The following is a 16,027-nucleotide window of genomic DNA, read 5'->3' as shown; positions in this document are numbered from 1 at the left end:
GGGGAGAAGGATTTTAAGCCGCCTCGTCGGAACGACGCCGCCGCCAGTCGTCCTAGTATCGTCAACAACGATATGGAGGACTTCCCATGGCATACGTCGATGGTTTCGTACTCGCGGTCCCAAAGGCCAATCTCGAGGCCTACAAGGACATGGCCCGTCTGGGCGGCAAGGTCTGGATGGAGCACGGCGCCCTGTCCTACGTCGAATGCTTCGGCGAGGACGTGCCCTATGGCGAGGTCACCTCGTTCCCACGCGCCGTGCAGGCGACGGACGACGAGTTCATCGTCTTTTCCTGGATCACCTATATAGACCGCGCCTCGCGCGACGCCGTCATAGCCAAGGTCATGGCCGACGAGCGCATGAAGCCGGACATGGACAACATGCCCTTCGACGGCAAACGCATGATTACCGGCGGTTTCGAGACTTTCCTAGCGCTTTAGCGCGGGTGGGGCTTCGTCACCGTGATCGGGCACGGTGCGGAACAGTAACTCGACATCAAAGGCAAATCTTTCGCATCGGAAGAGATGTCTATGGTCAAGCTAATGGTGACGTTGAGGCTTTTTGCTAACCATTCGATTTCCAAGGAACTGGTCATGACTTGAAGGCTTTTCCTTCCACCTTCTGGGAGGACAAGTCATGATCAGATCTATCGCCATCGTAGCGGCCGCCGCTGCCGTGCTCACCGCCTGCGGTCCCAAGACCGACACCAACGCCAGCGACGCCTCGCGAACCGAAGGTCCGGTGGTCTCGACCTCGGAAGCCCCGCGCAACGAAGCGGTCGACACCACGCCCACCACCGGCGAGAGCGGCCCCACCCCAGGCGCCAGCTCCTACACTGAAGCCCAGGCCAAGAGCGCCATCGAGTCGGCCGGCTACGCCGAAATCGGCTCCCTGACCCAGAACGCCAACGGCATCTGGCAGGGCTCGGCGATGAAGGACGGCAAGGCCGTCACCGTGTCCGTCGATTACAAGGGCGCGGTCACCGCGCTCTGATCCCGCCTTCGAACATCAGCAAGATTGGAAATCCGATGAGCAAGACCATCACCCGCCTGTTCGACGATCGCGCCCAAGCCCTGAGCGCCGTTCAGGATCTCGAGCGCGCAGGCGTCGACCGCGACCAGATCAGCCTGGTCTCCAACAACAGCGACAACTGGCATGACGGCAAATCCGGCCCGCTCGGTGACGCCAATGGCGACGGTGAGAACGACGTCGCCGATGGCGCAGGCAAGGGCGCCACGACCGGTGGCCTGCTCGGCGGCGGCGCTGGCCTGCTGGCCGGCCTCGGCATGCTGGCCATTCCCGGCCTGGGTCCCGTGGTCGCAGCCGGTTGGCTGGCCTCGACGGCGGTCGGCGCGCTGGTTGGCGCAGCGGCGGGCAGTGCGGCTGGCGGCCTGCTGGGCGCGCTGAAAGAGGCAGGCCACACCGACGAAGAGGCCAATGTCTATTCCGAAGGCGTTCGCCGTGGCGGTACGCTGGTCAGCGTCAAGGCCGATGAGGATCGGGCCGTCGAAATCCAGCAGGTTCTGGATGGCCGACGCGGCGTCGATGCTGGTCAACGCGGCGAGGCCTATCGCCAGTCCGGCTGGACCCAGTTCGACCACAACGCTGGCCCCTTCAGCACCGAACAGGTCACACGCGAGCGCGATCTCTACCGTAGCGAAGACCGTTCTTTCGCCGGCAGCGACCGTAGCGATGGGCTGACCGATGACGACAATGGCCGTACGGATCGTCCGGCCGCGACCCCTTCGGCGACGCGCGACTACTAGACCTATCCGAGCAGACGCCTTCGCCCTGCCGGGCGAGGGCGTACACCCACCAGTCTGCTGCATCCAGCGATTTGAACGCTAAGCTATTGCCTATGATTCAGGCCCCGTTTCCCGGCTTCGCGCCCGCCGACCTCGCTTTCCTGACTGGCCTTGCCGTCAACAATGACCGAGAGTGGTTCACCGCCAACCGCGCGCCCTATGACGAGGGCCTCAAGCCCACCCTGGCAACCCTGATCCTGGCCCTGAATGAGGCGCTCGACGACCGGGGGCTGCCGCTGGCGGGCCATCCCAAGACCACGGTGTTCCGCATCCATCGCGACGTGCGGTTTTCCAAGGACAAGCGCCCTTACAAGACCCACGTCTCGGCCACCCTGACCCGCGACGGGCAGAAGATGTCGCCGGGCATGCTCTATGTGCACATCGAGCCGGAAGGTGGCAGCAAGCCGGCCTTCGATCCCGAGACCATCGATCCCCTCGACCCAACCACCTTCCCGTCGGGCGACGACGCCGATGCCGGCTATTCCGGCCACGGACCGTTCGCGGCGGCGGGGTTCTACCTGTCGGAGCGCCCGCACATCGACGCCTTCCGCCGCGCCCTCGTCGCTGACCCCAAGGGCTGGAAGGCGGTCGAGCAGGCCCTGACCGCCAAGGGCTTGCCATTCGAACCGGGCGAGCCGACCAAGCGCATGCCCAAGGGCTTCGAGGACCAGGTCGGCGGTCCGCTGGAGGCGGCGATCAAGCGCACCCGCTGGCTGGTGCGCCGCGACCTCACCGGCCCGGAGATAGGCGGGACGGCGCTGCCCGCAATCATTGCCGACTTCGCTGTCCACGCTCGGCCGCTGCTGGAATTCGGCTGGAAGGCGCTGCGGGCCTAGGCTTTGTCCAAGAAGGCGCGAAGCGCCGTGAGGGTCTCTGCATCGGGACGCAGGTTCGCCGCCAGATGGTCGCCAGCGACCGACAGAAACGGCAGCCCGTTGGCCGCCGCGAAGGCCTGCATCTGGGCGTGATAAGGATCGTCCCGGCCGTCCCAGAGCATCACGGGAACGCCCGCGGTCAGCACGGCTTCCGATGCGCCCTGGAGCTTGCCGAGGGCGTCGAAGCAGGCGCGAACGCCGGGCTCGATATCCGGCGTGACCCATGCGACCAGATCCGGTGCCGCTCGCCCGGCAAACGCCATGAACATGTCGAAACTCACAGGCCCCTTGGGCCCCGGCGGCAGGCCATTGATCAGGTCCCAGCCGCCGACGATTAGGGATGACAGGCGCTGCGGATACCGTCTGGCCACGCCGACCGAAATCCACCCGCCCATCGAATAGCCGATCAGGTGAGCGCGATCGGCGCCGAGGTCGTCGATCACCGCGACGATGTCGCCAGCGCGCTGGTCCTGATCATAGAGCGCGGGATCGACCGGCTTGTCGCTGAGCCCGTGACCCAGCGAGTCGGCGCAGGCGACCCGGAAGCCAGCCAGCGCCTCGACGATCCCGCTCGGCTTCCAGCTCTCGGCGTCCATCAGGAGGCCGTGCTGCAGGACGACGAGTGGGCCGGCGCCCTCGACCGTATAATGGATCCGCTGTCCGCGATGGATGGCGAAAGGCATTCGAGAACTCCGAAACTTTAGACCGACTTCGCCCGGGCCCGCTGATAGGCTGAGCGCGCCGCCAGTCCCGCGCGCCACGATACCAGATTATCCGGCAGCACTCCGCCGAACGCCCCGGCCCAGATGCCTAGGCCGCAGGAGACCGAGATGTCGGCCAGAGTCAGGTGGTCGCCGACCAGAAAGGGCTTGTCGCCCAGGTTGGCCGAGACGTCGGCGATCAGGTCTCCCATGCGACCCTGGGTCATGCGAGCCGACCAGTTGTCCTTCTCGGCCTCGGGCGCGCCGAACTTGGCGGCCAGCAGGGTGTTAAGGGCCGCGCCGATGGAGGCTTCACCAAAGACCGTCAGTTGCAACACCTTGGCCAGGACGGGATCGGTCGGCGCGGGCAGCAGCGGCGTGGGTCCATAGCGCTGGGCCAAATAGAGCATGATCGCCACCGACTCGTGTATCGCCACCCCTTCCTCGCCCTCCAGGAACGGTACTGTGCCCAACGGGTTCATGGCCAGATAGTCGGCGGGTTGAGGGTACGGGATGGCGACGGCCTCATAGGGCACACCCATCTCTTCGCAGGTCCAGAAGACCCGCAGGCCTCGGGCGCCGCGCGCAAAATTGTGTATACGGATCAATTGGATAGCTCCCTTTCCGCATCTTGGTCGGACGGGTCAGATCGCGCAGCGCGTTCTTGAGACTGGGGCTCCGCCATCGCTCAGACGAGCTCGCCCAGCAGGTCGTCGAGGCGGGCATAGCCAAACTCCATGCCGTCTGCCATGCCGCTGGCCTTGGCGCCGTCGCGGGCCTCCTTCGAAGCATAGAGAACGGTGATGACCATGGTCGTCTTGCCGCCGCCCTCCACGAGGTCGGTGGTCACGCGGGTGCGGCCGCCGGTCCAGTCGTCGTCGAACATCTCTTCGTGCACGATCCGTTCGGGCGCGATGGCGATGAACTCGCCGCCCATGCCCATGTCGCGACCATCTGCGTTGCGCCAGACATAGCGGAACTTGCCGCCAACCCGGAAGTCGACCTCGCACACCGGCATGGTCCAGCCCGGCGGACCCAGCAGCCAGCGCTTCACCAGCTCGGCCTTGCCCAGGCAGTCGAAAATCAGATGTCGCGGCGCGTCGAAGGCGCGGGTGACGACCAGTTCGCAGTCGGTCGGGGTCGTGATCTGCATCTTGCTCATCGCGTGGGTCCTTTTGTCGCTAGGGGTGTTTTTGCCTTCAGTTCCTCAAGCAGGGCGTCCATGGCCTCGAACCGGGCCTCATAGACCTGCCGGTAGTTTTCCAGCCAGGCGACTGCCTCGGCCATCGGTTTGGGCTCAGCGCGCACCGGACGGCGCTGGGCGTCGCGGCCGCGTGAGACCAGGCCGGCGCGCTCCAGCACCTTCAGGTGTTTGGAGATCGCCGGCTGGCTCATGGCGAACGGCTGGGCCAGCTCCATGACCGATACCTCGCCCATCGCCAGCCGCGCCAGAATCGCCCGCCGGGTGGGGTCGGCGAGGGCGGCGAAGGTGGCGTCGAGGCTGGCGGGCGTCATAATCGATAGCTCATCGGTTACATAACTAGTAGGTTATATTAATCTGATGCGCGAGGCGTCAAGCGGCCGGCAATCGGTCGATTGGCAATAACCTTTTAAGTTGTCGGGCGCAGGCTCTGTCCCAGACCCGGCTCTCGTCAGACATCATGGCCGGGCGGGAGGACGCCATGTCGTCGACCGTCACATCCAGTTTCCGCCGTCGCGGCCTGGATCATTTCGAACCCGAGGATGTCGATCCCCAGGTCCAGCGTCGCCTGCGCGGCACGCTGGAGCAGATCGACTACACTGCCTTTGCTTCCAACAAGGCGCTGATCGGCCAATCGCTGGGCCATATCGATGCGGCCCATTTCCAGCACATGGCTGTCGCCGCCGCCCAGGCCCGCGCCCAGTGGGTGGCGGCTGCCGTAGCCATGACCGAAACAGCGCACACGCCCTCGCCGGACCAGATTGCGAAGCTGGCCCAGATGCGCATCGCCTATGAAGAACTCGCCGAAGCCTATGAGGCCCTGCGGCGAATGGTCGAGCGGGGCTATGTGATGTTCCGCCCAGCATCCGGTCCTACCTAGCCCTCAAGATATATATCCGGGTAATATTGACTCCTAAATTTATCCGGGTAGAAATCGCGCCGCAGGAGGGTCCCATGAACGGACGCAAGGCGCTGGTGCGCGACTATCGTGACCGCAAGATCGAGGCCGGGATCTATGCGGTGCGCTGCGCCGCGAGCGGCGAGACCTGGGTCGGCGCCACGCCGGACCTCGCGATCCGCCAGAACGGCATCTGGTTCGAGCTCAAGCACGGCGGGCACCCGGAGAAGAGCCTGCAGGCCGCCTGGACCGCGCATGGAGAGGCGGCGTTCAGCTACGAGCAGCTGGAAGTCATCGACGACGAGAACCTGGTCCCGCTCGGCAAGTCCTCGTTGCTGAAGGAGCGTCGCGCCGCCTGGATCGAAAGCCTGGGCGCCAAGGGGCTGAACCGATGAGCCATGTGGTCTTCAAGGGCGCCGAGCGCATCGCTGCGGGGTCCAGTCTTGATGTGGCCCTCGCCGCCCTGCGGCTGGCGGGCGACCCGTCGGGCGCGCTGGTGCTGATCTTCGATCCCGAGGGCCGGCAGGTGGACTTCGACCTCAGCGGCGGCCCTGCCGACCTGACTGTCCGGCTGGAGCCTGCCGAGGAAGCTCCGCCGCGTGGTCGTGGTCGGCCTAAGCTGGGCGTCACGCCACGCGAGGTCACCCTGCTGCCCCGTCACTGGGACTGGCTGGCCAGTCAACCCGGCGGCGCTTCGGTCGCGCTGCGCAAGCTGGTCGAGGCGGCGCGCCGGCAGAGCGAGGGCCCCGACCGTATCCGCCGCTCGCGCGAGGCGGCCTATCGCTTCGCCAATGTCATGGCCGGAGACCGCGAAGGTTTCGAGGCGGCGATGCGGGCCCTATTCGCGGGCGACGACGCGGCGTTCGAGGCGCGGATCACGGCCTGGCCCGCCGACATCGCCGCCCAGCTGCGCACCTTCGCAGCCGAGGCGTTCGGCGCGGACGATACGTCCGTTTAGATCGATATCAATTGCGGGGCTGAAGCAGGTCCCAGCGGTTGCCGTAGAGGTCCTCGAACACCGCCACGCTGCCATAGGGCTCGTGGCGGGCGCCTCCAGGAAGCGAACCCCGGCGGCGCTCATTCGGGCGTGGTCTGCGGCGAAGTCGTCGGTGTGAAGGAACAGCCACACCCGGCCGCCGCCCTGGTCGCCAATCCGGGCTGCCTGATGCTCGTCGGCCGCCTTGGCCAGCAGGAAGCGCGAGCCGCCCGCGCCGGGCGAGACCACGACCCAGCGCTTGCCTTCGCCCATGTCGGTGTCCTCGATCAGCTCGAAGCTCAGCTTGCCGACATAGAAGCTCAACGCGTCCTCATAGTCGCCGACGAGTAAGGAAGTGAGGGCGAGGTGGCGGGCCATGGCGACTCCTTGAAGAGGCGCGTTCATACCGTCAGCGATCCAGTCTTAGCATCGCTGGTGAAGGGCGCGGTGGTGCATGATGCCTGTCACCGGCCCACCGCCGTTCGAGGATGTCCGTCATGTCGATCCGTCTTGCCCTGGCCCTTTCCCTCGCGATGGCCGGCTCCGCCGCTGTCGCCGGCGCGCCTGAAACCAAAATTACGCCCGTGGCCGCCGCCGACCTGCCGGCCGCCGTGCTGGCTGTCGTCACCAAGGCCGCTCCGGGCCTGAAGGTCGTCGAGGCCGAACTGAAGGAGCGGGAAGACCGCCGCTATTTCGACGTCGAGGGGGTGCTGCCGAGCGGCGCCGAGATCGAGTTCGACCTGCTGGAGAAGAACGGCGCCTGGGAGATCGTCGAGACCCAGCGCGATATCGCCTGGGCCGATGCGCCTCACGCCGTCCACGCCGCAGCCGGCAAGGCCCAGCCCGTCCGGGTCATCGAGAGCACCCAGAACGACGCCATGGTGATCTACGAGCTGTTCGCCCCCGGCCAGCCCAAGACCCCGGCCGTCGAGGTCAGCCTGAAGAACGGCGAGGCCAAGCTGCTGACCGAGACCTGGCCGCACTGAGAATTGAAGCCGCCCGAGCCTTGCCCGGGCGGCCATCCTTCTACATCCCGAACGCGGCCTTCAGCTTGCCGGCTGCATAGGTTTCGGCATCCTTGGCGTCGGCGACCACCGGGCCCATGCCGAAGAACTCGTGTGTGACGCCGGCATATTCCTTCACATCGGTCGTCACGCCAGCGGCCTTTAGCTTGTCGGCCAGATTGACGCCGTCATCATGCAGCGGGTCGATCTCGGCCAGGATAATGGTGGTGGGCGGAAGGTTCTTCAGATCCGCGCCAACTAGGTTCAGGCGAGGATCCGTGGCCTGGGCCGGATTGCTCAGAGTGTGGGTGAAGAACCAGGCCAGCATCGGCGTGTTGAGCGGCTTGGCGGCGGCGTGCGTCACCTTGGAACCCGTCGCCATACTGCTGTCCGCGACGGGGTATACCGCTACGACGGCCAGAGGCGCGGACCAACCCTTGTCGCGAGCGGCGATCGCTACATTGACCGCCATGTTGCCGCCGGCGCTTTCACCAACCAGAGCAATCTTCTTGGCGTCGCCGCCCCATTTGCCGGCATTGGCCACGACCCACTGATAGGCCGCATTGGCGTCGTCGTGGGCGGCCGGGAACTTGGCTTCCGGCGCGTGGCGATATTCGATTGAGACGACGATGGCGCCCGTCGCCTTGGCCAGGGCGCGGGGTGAGGAATCATAGACCTCGATGTCGGCGATCACCCAGCCGCCGCCGTGGATGTACAACACCACCGGCGCATTGGCCGCGACGCCGGCCGGCTTGTAGACCCTGGCCTTCTGCACGCCGCCGGCGGTCGGATAGGTCACGTCCTGCGTAGCGACGGTCGTGTCGGCCGCTATGCCCTTTTCGGCCATCAGCGCCTTGACGGCGTCGGCGGGCGTCGGCTGCAGGCGGGCGTCCTGCGGAGACAGGCCTTCGACCGGCTTGCCGCCCAGCGAAGCCAGCTTGTCCAGCACGGCCTGCATGTCGGCGTCGGCCGTGCCAGATGCTGGTGTTGGAGGGGCGGCGGCCGGGGCCTCGCTGGACGTCTTGGGCTCGTCGGTCGTCTTCGAACAGGCCGCCGTGACGAGCGCCAAGGCGGAGACAGCGCAGAGCGCCGCCAGCTTGTGTCGGTTGATCATGGGGTTTTCCCTGAGATATCGCCGGTAGCCGGCGTTGATGCTGGACGAGCAACGGTCCGTAGCCGCGCCGGTTCCGGGCGCTACCCCCCGCTATAACCCCCGATAATCGGCAGCACCTCGCCGGTGATGTAGCTGGAGGTCTGGGGCGAGGCGAGGAAGACATAGGCCGGCGCGATTTCTTCCGGCTGGGCCGGGCGGCGCATCGGCGTCTTGGCTCCGAACTCGGCCACCTGCGGACCCAGCTTGTCAGCCGGGTTCAGGGGCGTCCAGACCGGGCCTGGAGCCACGGCGTTGACGCGGATACCCCTGTCGATCAGGTGCGTGGCCAGCGAACGGGTAAAGGCGTGAATGCCGCCCTTGGTGGTCGAATAGTCCAGCAGATCCTTGTTGCCCAGCAGGCCGGTGACCGAGCCCGTATTAATGATCGCGCCGCCCGGCGGGATCACTTTCACGGCCGCCTGGGCCATGTGGAAATAGCCGTAGAGGTTGGTCTTCATCGTCCGGTCGAAATGCTCTTCGGTGATGTCCTCGAAGTCCATGACGTGTTCCTGGAAGGCGGCGTTGTTGACCAGGATGTCCAGCTTGCCGAGGGCGTTGACCGTCGCGGCGACGGCTAGCCTGGCGTAGGCGGGGTCACTGACATCGCCGGGCACCAGGATGGCGCGACGCCCCTCGGCCTCGACGGCGGCTCTGGTAACCAGCGCGTCGCTCTCTTCATCGAGATAGGCGATGGAGACGTCGCAGCCCTCGCGGGCGAACAGAACCGCCACGGCCCGGCCGATGCCGCTGTCGGCGCCCGTGATCAGGGCCACCTTGTCCTTCAGCTTGCCCGAACCCTTGTAGAACGGTGCGTCGTACATGGGGGCGGGATCGAGCCGGGACTCCAGGCCGGGCTTGACCTGATGCTGCTCGGGAAATGGCGGGGCTGGATAGGGACGGGCGCCGGCCTGCATGGCGGGCTTGTCGTCCTCCGAAGGCTTGAACGAGCGCTGCTCCTTGGCGTCCAGCGGGGCCTGGATGTTGCGCTGGGCGTCGGCGACCTCGGCGGCGTCACGTTCGAATTGTGGGGTCTGGGTTTCGGCCATCACGGATCTTTCCAAGCTGCGACCCGAAAACCACTGGCGGAGGGGGATGTTCCCGCCGGCTTAAAAGCAGCCTTGCCCCCGGGGGTCCTGTGAGCGACCTTGCCGGCCCTTTTGAAAGGCCTCTGCCAATGCCCCGCGACGCGGCTGCTTCGGCGCCCCGCGGCGCCGTGATGTCCGATCTGATCGAACTGATGCGCCTGTCGGGGCCAGTAGTGCTGTCACGCCTGGGCATCATGGTCATGGGCCTGACCGACGCCATCGTCGTCGGGCGGTTTTCGGCGGAACAGCTGGGCTTCCACGCCATGGCCTGGGCGCCGTCCTCGGTTTTCGTGACCATGACCGTCGGCCTGCTGGTCGGGGCACAGGTCATGACCTCGCGCGCCATTGGCGCCGGCAATCCGCACGACACCGGCGCGGTGCTGCGGCGGGGGCTGGTCTACGCCTTCTGGATCGGCATGGCCTCGGGCGTTTCCCTGGCGGTGCTGGGGCCGCCGTTGCTGCACATGGTTCACCTGCCAAAGGCGCTGGCCGATGGGGCGACCGCGCCGATGATCGTCTTCTCGCTGTCGCTGCCGCTTTATGCGCTGACCGTGGTGATCAGCTTCTGGCTGGAGGGGCTGTCGCGCCCGGGTCCGGTGACCATCGCCATGTGGGTGGCCAACCTCGTCAACCTGGCGGTCAACCTGGTGCTGGTGCCCGGAACCTTCGGCTTGCCGGCCCTGGGCGCGGTCGGTGGCGCCTGGGCGACCTTCGTGGCGCGGCTGGCGCTGCTGGTGATGCTCGCGATCTACGTGGTACGGCTGAAGGACGCCCGGGCGCTGGGGATTTTCGACAAGCCGGCTGTGGATCGTCCGTCCTCGATCGAGCAGCGCCGCATCGGCTATGGCGCGGGCGCGTCCAACTTCTTCGAGGTCGCCGCCTTTGCCGGCATGAGCCTGGTTGCCGGCTGGATCGGCGGACTGTCGATCGCCGCCTGGGCGGTGGTGATAAATGTTGCCGCCGTGATCTTCATGCTGCCGCTGGGCATCTCGACCGCCACTTCCGTGCAGGTGGGCCGGGCCTTCGGCTCACGCGATCCGGCCGCCATGACCCGCGCCGGGTGGGTGGCCTTCGCCTTCACCGCAGTGGTGGGTCTGGTCCTGGCTTTGCTGCTCTTCCCGCTGCGCGAGTGGGTGGCCTCGGCCTACACCGCCGACCAGAACGCCATCGCCCTGATCGCCCCGGCCCTGGCCCTGACCTGCCTGTTCCTGGCGCCCGACGCCGTGCAGGTGGTGGCGGCCCAGGCCCTTCGGGCACGCGGCGAGGTCTGGATCCCGACCATCACCCACCTGATCAGCTATGGCGTGATCATGGGTCCGCTGGCCTGGTGGCTGGCCATTCCGATGGGCATGGGCGTCGATGGTATCGTCTGGTCGGTGATCGTGACCAGCTTTGTGTCGGCGGCGTTTTTGCTGGGGCGGTTTCGGATCTTGGATTTGAAGGATCGCGATCTCTAGCTCCTCCTTCTTTAGGGCAGGGCTATCGCCTACGGAGTTGCGGCAAAAAAGGCTGTCATCCCGGAACAAGCGAAGCGCAGATCCGGGACCGCCGGAAGCGCTAAGTTCAGGCGTCGGTCCCGGATCTGCGCGCTGCGCGCTTGTCCGGGACGACAACCTCTTTGGGTCATATGCGCAGATCCACCAGAGGGGACCAGCTGCTGCTAAGCCCCCAGAATCCAGCCCTCTTCGCTCTGCGCCGCCTCGACCACCTCGTCCGAAGCCTTCGGGCCAGCAAACAGCGCCGCCAGTTTCCCTGCCTCGTCCAGCTTGGCGAAGTGTTCGGCCTGGGCGCGAACCTGGGCGAGGTCCTTGACCTCGCCAGTTGCAGGGACGGCCTTGAGCAGTGAGGGATAGACCTCGGCGATCACGACCAGCACACCTTCCAGATCGGCTTCGGTCAGCGCCTTGAAGCCTGTCTCGAACGGCCAGACCCGAGCGGCGTCGCCACGCGCATCCTTCAACCGGCGCGCGGCCGGGATGCCGACGATCGCCTGACCGCCGACCGAGCCGTTATAATAGAGCTTCCAGATCGACGACGCGCCTTTAGCCGCCACATCGGCGTGACGCAGCTCGGGCAGGTCGTCCTCGCCATGCTCGCGTGTGCGCTTAGGCTGCAGGGTCGTTAGGGCGTCCTTGGGCGGGCAGCCCCAGAACGGGAAGGGGCCGCCGGTCAGGCGGCGGTTGATCTCGGAGCCGACACCAAAGCGGTTATTGGTGTTGTCGGCCTTGTCCTTGACCATCTTGTTCATCTGGTCCCAGACGGCGCGCCAAGGATGCTCGCCCGGCAGGCTCAGGGCCTTGGCGAAGCCGCGCGGGAAGCCCAGCGGGAAGTCGAAGCCCACCAGGGCCCGCTCGCTGCGCTTCTTGAAGTCGTCGAGGATGGAGGCCAGCTTGGTCTCGGCTTCCTGACGGGTGGCCGGATTGAAGCTCTCGAAGGTCAGCCGGAATCGCACGTCGCGCTTGAGCACGCCGATCCAGACGGAGTCCGCGCCGGTGGTCGGCTTGGCGGCCGCGCTCCAGTCGACGATCACATAGGCGCTGAAAAGGCGCGACACGGCAGGCTCCGTCGGAAAACGAACGAAGCCGCGCTTCTACTCCGCCCAGCCAGCAAGAGCCAGCCGCCGTTCGCGCATGAAGCGTATTAGGCGGCGGTTTGCTCGGCGACCTCGACCGGCAGCGCGATGCGGCCGTCGCGGGCGAACCAGCGGGCGGGAGGCTCGCAGACCGGACCCAGGGCCGCGCGGACGATGGCCGGCGGGCGGCGCTCTTCCGGGGTCATGAACAGGCCGTTGGCCTTGACCCGCAGGCCGGCGGCCTTGTGGGCGCCCAGCATGGTCAGCGGGACGGCCAGGATCAGGCCGGCCAGGATCGGCGCGGTGCCGGTCAGCAGGTCGGGCGTGAACCAGAAGGCGCAGGCCAGCAGCGTGCCGGTGACGGTGATCCAGCCCATGGCGCGGAAGGCTTCGTTGCCGGTTACCTTGTCGGCGTCGCGGCGCTGAGTGGCCCAGCCGCCGACCTTGCCGGCCAGGATCTCGACCAGGGCGCGGGTCTGGGTGAACATCAGCATGGGGGCGACGAGGGCCGACAGCAGCATCTCCACGCCGAGGCCGGCGGCGATGCGACGGCGCCCGCCAAAGCCCTTGTGCTCGTTGGGACGCGAGAAGACCAGGATCGAGCCCAGGATCTTGGGGCCGAACAGCAGCACGAAGGTGATAATCATGGCCCAGGCGGTGGCCTGGATCTCGCTCCAGTCGATCAGGGCGTGAGCCGCGGCCTGCAGGTCGGCCATGGTGAAAGCCGCCTTCTTCAGCGACGGCATCAGCAGGCGCGAGACGACGCCGGCCGTCAGGGCCATGAACCACAGGGGCGATAGCACGTAGCTCAGCACGCCGATCACCAGATGCATGCGGCTCAGCCAGTGAAGGCCGGGCAGGGCGACCAGCGGAATGTGCTGGACATTGCCCCGGCACCAGCGACGGTCTCGGGTGGCGAAGTCGAGCAGGTTGGAGGGGCTCTCTTCGTAGGAGCCTTCCAGATAGGGAGCCAGGTGGACGCTCCAGCCGCCGCGGCGCAGCAGGGCGCTTTCCAGGGCGTCGTGGCTCATCACCTCGCCGCCGAACGGCTTGGGGCCGTCCAGCGAGGGCAGGCCGCAGGTCTCGGCGAAGGCGCGGGTGCGGACGATAGCGTTGTGGCCCCAGAACGAGCTCTCCGAACCCGACCACCAGGCCAGGCCCGTCCACGAAACGCGGCCATACAGGCGCGTGGCGAACTGCAGGGTGCGGGCGAAGATCGTCTGGCCGTTGATCAGCATCGGCATGGTCTGGATCAGACCGGCGCCGGGGTGGCGTTCCATCGCGTCGGCCAGGCGGACCATGGCGTCGCCGGTCATCAGGCTGTCGGCGTCGAGGACCAGCATGTGCTCATAGGCGCTGCCCCAGCGGGCGACCCAGTCTGCGATGTTGCCGGCCTTGCGGCCCTTGTTTTCGTGGCGGACGCGGTAGAACACGGCCGAATTGGCCTCGCGGCGGAAGCGGGCGAAGCAGGCCTGCTCGGCCAGGGCCACGGCGGCGTCGCGCGTGTCGCTGAGGATGAAGATGTCGAAGGCGCGGCTGTTGCCAGTCTCGCTTATCGAGGCGTCCATGGCGCGCAGACGGGCGAAGACGGCGGTGGCGTCCTCGTTGTGCACGGGCATCAGTATGGCGGTGCGGGCGCGCAGCTTGGGCATCGGCTTGGCGCTGTCGATGCCCAGCGGATCCTTGGGCTTACCCAGCAGGATCACGAAGCCGGCGACGGCCGTGCAGAACCACAGCGACAGGGCCAGAAACAGCGGGGCCAGCAGCACCAGGCAAATGAATTCCAGGCGCGTGACGCCGCCCAGGGCGATGGTGTCGAAGGTAGCTTTCCAGCCCGCGACGCCCATGAAGGCGGTGGCCAGGAACACCATCCAGCGACGGGCGGTCATGGTGTTGATGACCTCGGTGGCGCGACGGGCGCCGCCTTGCCAGATCGACAGATGTTGCACCGGCATGGCCAACGGCGCCTCGGTGGGGATCTCCACCGTGTCGCGGCGCTGAACGACCTGATCGAACGAGACGCTCGTCGAGGTGCGCAGGTCGAAGAGGGAAGAGCGGTCGCTCATGTGGTCATCGTCTCGGTCTGTCCGGCCGGGGCCGGGCTCTCTCCGGCGCATCGCCGCATGAGGTTCGCGCTTTCCGCTCGGGCGACCGTCCGCTAGGGATCGGTCGTCGCGGCGTGTGACGGGTTCATGACGCTCGATTTCCCGACGTGGAGAGCCGCCGGCGCTCCTAGAGTAAAACTTCGATCACGAATTCGCTACCAGAAATCACGCTTATCTCGCAGCTCCGGCAAAAAACTTGGGATCCGTGATGGGCGAGCCTAGCTCGCTCGAACGGAGAAAGTTAGTAAGATCATGAAAAACAAAATTGTTTTGGCAATTTTCGGTGCTTTTTCACTAGTCGCCTGCGGACCCGGCCCTGGAAGTTCCCCCCAGGAAAATGGTTCGGAAAGGGCTGCCCATGCCCTTGAAACCACGCCGCAGTACGACTCGGCGGGCGTGATCTCGGCTGTGGATGGCTCGATTCTCACGCTCGATCACGACGGCGCGAGCGGCGCGAACCTGCCGCCGGGCCGCAATGATTTCGTGGCCTTCGCCGACGTGCTGTCCGAAGCTCCACTGGAACCGGGCTCGCGCGTGGCCTTCAAGTTCCGCCGCAACGACGAGGGCCTTGAGCTCACCGAACTCAAGGCCCGCTGATCGTCCTAGGCCAGCTTCACCAGCATCTTGCCCATGTTCTCGCCGGCGAAGAGCTTGATGAAGGCGTCAGGCGCGCGCTCGACGCCGTCCTCGACGGTCTCCTTCCAGGTGATCTTGCCGGCCTTGATCCACTCGGCCAGGTCCTTGGCGAAGGCCGGATAGAGGTCATAGTGGTTGGAGACGATGAAGCCTTCCAGCCGCAGGCTCTTGCCCACCGCCTGGATGATGTTGGATGGGCCGGTCGGCGTGCCGGTCTCGTTATATTGCGAGATCATCCCGCACAGGGCGAACCGAGCGAACGGGCGGGCCGAATTGATGGCAGCCTCCAGGTGCACCCCGCCGACATTCTCGAAATAGACGTCGATGCCTTTGGGCGCGGCCTTGGCCAACTCGGCGACCACATTCGGAGTGGCCTTGTAGTCGATGACATGGTCGACGCCGATTGACTTCAGGAACGCCACCTTCTCGGGTCCGCCGGCCGAGCCGATCACGGTGTGGCCCTTCAGCTTGGCGATCTGGCAGACGATCGAGCCCACCGCCCCGGCGGCGGCAGAGACGAACACCACATCCCCGTCCTTCAGGGCGGCGATCCGCAGCAAGCCCGCATAGGCGGTCATGCCGGGCATGCCCAACACGCCCAGGAAACTCTGCGGCGGCAGGCCGTGAGTGTCGATCTTGGTGATGGCGCCCATTGGACCGGCGGCGGCCATCGCCTTGGGGGAAACGTTGAAAGCCTCGCGCCAGCCGAACATCGAATTAACGATGTCGCCGACCGCATAGTCCGGATCGTTGGAGGCCGCCACTTCGCCGATCGCGCCGCCCTGCATGGCCTTGCCCAGTTCGAACGGCGGCGAATAGCTGGGCCGGTCGTACATGCGGCCGCGCATATAGGGATCGACCGACATCCACAGGTTCTTGACCTGCACCTCGCCGGGACCGGGCGCGGCCAGATCGACGGACGCCAGTTCGAAGTCGGCTTGGGTGGGCACTCCGACGGGGCGGTTCTTCAGGCGGATTTCACGCGAGACGGTCATTGGGTCTGCTCCCTGTGCGTT

19 protein-coding genes and 1 pseudogene are annotated in these 16,027 nt (G+C 66.3%); 10 read left to right on the top strand and 10 right to left on the bottom strand.

What is annotated here, in order from left to right; all coding sequences use genetic code 11:
• The first annotated feature begins 86 nt into the window (after positions 1-86).
• From ACP69S_RS06980 to ACP69S_RS06965, 4 genes are all read left to right on the top strand, one after another.
• The gene (locus ACP69S_RS06980; RefSeq protein WP_425995849.1) at positions 87-440 is read left to right on the top strand and encodes a DUF1428 domain-containing protein; all 354 of its coding nucleotides are present in this window, start codon (positions 87-89) and stop codon (positions 438-440) included.
• A gap of 196 nt (positions 441-636) precedes the next feature.
• Entirely contained in the window at positions 637-993 is a 357-nt protein-coding gene (locus ACP69S_RS06975) for a hypothetical protein (RefSeq protein WP_425995848.1), read from the top strand.
• Between the two features lie 35 nt (positions 994-1,028).
• Entirely contained in the window at positions 1,029-1,766 is a 738-nt protein-coding gene (locus ACP69S_RS06970) for a hypothetical protein (RefSeq protein WP_425995847.1), read from the top strand.
• Positions 1,767-1,858: 92 nt separating this feature from the next.
• Complete coding sequence (locus tag ACP69S_RS06965; RefSeq protein WP_425995846.1) at positions 1,859-2,641, top strand: DUF2461 domain-containing protein; 783 nt, start codon at positions 1,859-1,861, stop codon at positions 2,639-2,641.
• Here the strand turns inward: ACP69S_RS06965 and ACP69S_RS06960 are convergent.
• The 4 genes from ACP69S_RS06960 to ACP69S_RS06945 form a co-directional block, all read right to left on the bottom strand.
• Positions 2,638-3,363 carry an alpha/beta fold hydrolase gene (locus ACP69S_RS06960; RefSeq protein ID WP_425995845.1) on the bottom strand — a complete coding sequence of 242 codons (726 nt, stop codon included), beginning with the start codon at positions 3,361-3,363 and terminating at the stop codon, positions 2,638-2,640. The genes ACP69S_RS06965 and ACP69S_RS06960 overlap by 4 nt on opposite strands.
• Before the next feature lie 17 nt (positions 3,364-3,380).
• Complete coding sequence (locus ACP69S_RS06955) at positions 3,381-3,989, bottom strand: glutathione S-transferase family protein (protein WP_425995844.1); 609 nt, start codon at positions 3,987-3,989, stop codon at positions 3,381-3,383.
• An 80-nt stretch (positions 3,990-4,069) separates the two neighbouring features.
• Entirely contained in the window at positions 4,070-4,543 is a 474-nt protein-coding gene (locus tag ACP69S_RS06950; protein ID WP_425995843.1) for an SRPBCC family protein, read from the bottom strand.
• Complete coding sequence (locus ACP69S_RS06945) at positions 4,540-4,896, bottom strand: ArsR/SmtB family transcription factor (RefSeq protein ID WP_425995842.1); 357 nt, start codon at positions 4,894-4,896, stop codon at positions 4,540-4,542. Before ACP69S_RS06945 ends, ACP69S_RS06950 begins: the two co-directional genes overlap by 4 nt.
• A 167-nt stretch (positions 4,897-5,063) precedes the next feature.
• On the opposite strand from ACP69S_RS06945, the gene ACP69S_RS06940 reads away from it, so the two are divergent.
• The 3 genes from ACP69S_RS06940 to ACP69S_RS06930 all read left to right on the top strand — a co-directional run bounded on the left by ACP69S_RS06940 (position 5,064) and on the right by ACP69S_RS06930 (position 6,438).
• Positions 5,064-5,462 carry a hypothetical protein gene (locus ACP69S_RS06940; RefSeq protein WP_425995841.1) on the top strand — a complete coding sequence of 133 codons (399 nt, stop codon included), beginning with the start codon at positions 5,064-5,066 and terminating at the stop codon, positions 5,460-5,462.
• A gap of 74 nt (positions 5,463-5,536) precedes the next feature.
• Positions 5,537-5,875: a GIY-YIG nuclease family protein gene (locus tag ACP69S_RS06935; protein ID WP_425995840.1), complete on the top strand. Its 339-nt coding sequence runs from the start codon at positions 5,537-5,539 to the stop codon at positions 5,873-5,875.
• Positions 5,872-6,438 (top strand): DUF2239 family protein, encoded by a 567-nt coding sequence (locus ACP69S_RS06930; RefSeq protein ID WP_425995839.1) that lies wholly within the window; start codon positions 5,872-5,874, stop codon positions 6,436-6,438. The genes ACP69S_RS06935 and ACP69S_RS06930 overlap by 4 nt, the downstream gene beginning before the upstream one ends.
• 7 nt (positions 6,439-6,445) lie before the next feature.
• On the opposite strand, the pseudogene ACP69S_RS06925 reads toward ACP69S_RS06930, so the two are convergent.
• Positions 6,446-6,834: pseudogene (locus ACP69S_RS06925) on the bottom strand (VOC family protein).
• Between the two features lie 155 nt (positions 6,835-6,989).
• Here ACP69S_RS06925 and ACP69S_RS06920 point away from each other — a divergent pair.
• Complete coding sequence (locus ACP69S_RS06920) at positions 6,990-7,442, top strand: hypothetical protein (protein ID WP_425995994.1); 453 nt, start codon at positions 6,990-6,992, stop codon at positions 7,440-7,442.
• Positions 7,443-7,482: 40 nt separating this feature from the next.
• Here the strand turns inward: ACP69S_RS06920 and ACP69S_RS06915 are convergent, their stop codons facing one another.
• Positions 7,483-8,574, bottom strand: coding sequence for an alpha/beta hydrolase (locus ACP69S_RS06915; protein WP_425995838.1), 1,092 nt, complete (start codon positions 8,572-8,574; stop codon positions 7,483-7,485).
• 80 nt (positions 8,575-8,654) lie between these two features.
• Positions 8,655-9,659, bottom strand: a complete 1,005-nt coding sequence (locus ACP69S_RS06910) for an SDR family oxidoreductase (protein ID WP_425995993.1) — start codon at positions 9,657-9,659, stop codon at positions 8,655-8,657.
• Positions 9,660-9,787: 128 nt separating this feature from the next.
• Here ACP69S_RS06910 and ACP69S_RS06905 point away from each other — a divergent pair, with 128 nt between their 5' ends.
• On the top strand, positions 9,788-11,155 hold the full coding sequence (locus ACP69S_RS06905) for an MATE family efflux transporter (protein ID WP_425995837.1): 1,368 nt from the start codon (positions 9,788-9,790) through the stop codon (positions 11,153-11,155).
• A 203-nt stretch (positions 11,156-11,358) separates the two neighbouring features.
• On the opposite strand, the gene ACP69S_RS06900 is transcribed toward ACP69S_RS06905, so the two are convergent.
• Together ACP69S_RS06900 and mdoH are read right to left on the bottom strand one after the other, a co-directional pair.
• Positions 11,359-12,252: a cobalamin biosynthesis protein CbiG gene (locus tag ACP69S_RS06900; RefSeq protein ID WP_425995836.1), complete on the bottom strand. Its 894-nt coding sequence runs from the start codon at positions 12,250-12,252 to the stop codon at positions 11,359-11,361.
• Between the two features lie 86 nt (positions 12,253-12,338).
• Positions 12,339-14,336: a glucans biosynthesis glucosyltransferase MdoH gene (gene mdoH / locus ACP69S_RS06895; protein ID WP_425995835.1), complete on the bottom strand. Its 1,998-nt coding sequence runs from the start codon at positions 14,334-14,336 to the stop codon at positions 12,339-12,341.
• 291 nt (positions 14,337-14,627) lie between these two features.
• Between mdoH and ACP69S_RS06890 the strand changes: the two genes are divergently transcribed.
• The gene (locus ACP69S_RS06890) at positions 14,628-14,972 is read left to right on the top strand and encodes a copper-binding protein (protein ID WP_425995834.1); all 345 of its coding nucleotides are present in this window, start codon (positions 14,628-14,630) and stop codon (positions 14,970-14,972) included.
• A 5-nt stretch (positions 14,973-14,977) separates the two neighbouring features.
• Here the strand turns inward: ACP69S_RS06890 and ACP69S_RS06885 are convergent, their stop codons facing one another.
• Entirely contained in the window at positions 14,978-16,006 is a 1,029-nt protein-coding gene (locus ACP69S_RS06885) for an NADP-dependent oxidoreductase (RefSeq protein ID WP_425995833.1), read from the bottom strand.
• Positions 16,007-16,027 lie beyond the last annotated feature (21 nt).

Source organism: Caulobacter sp. DWR1-3-2b1, from assembly GCF_049895765.1.
Taxonomy (GTDB): domain Bacteria; phylum Pseudomonadota; class Alphaproteobacteria; order Caulobacterales; family Caulobacteraceae; genus Caulobacter.
Note: the sequence above shows the minus strand (reverse complement) of the source record. Positions and strands in the feature narration are given on the sequence as shown.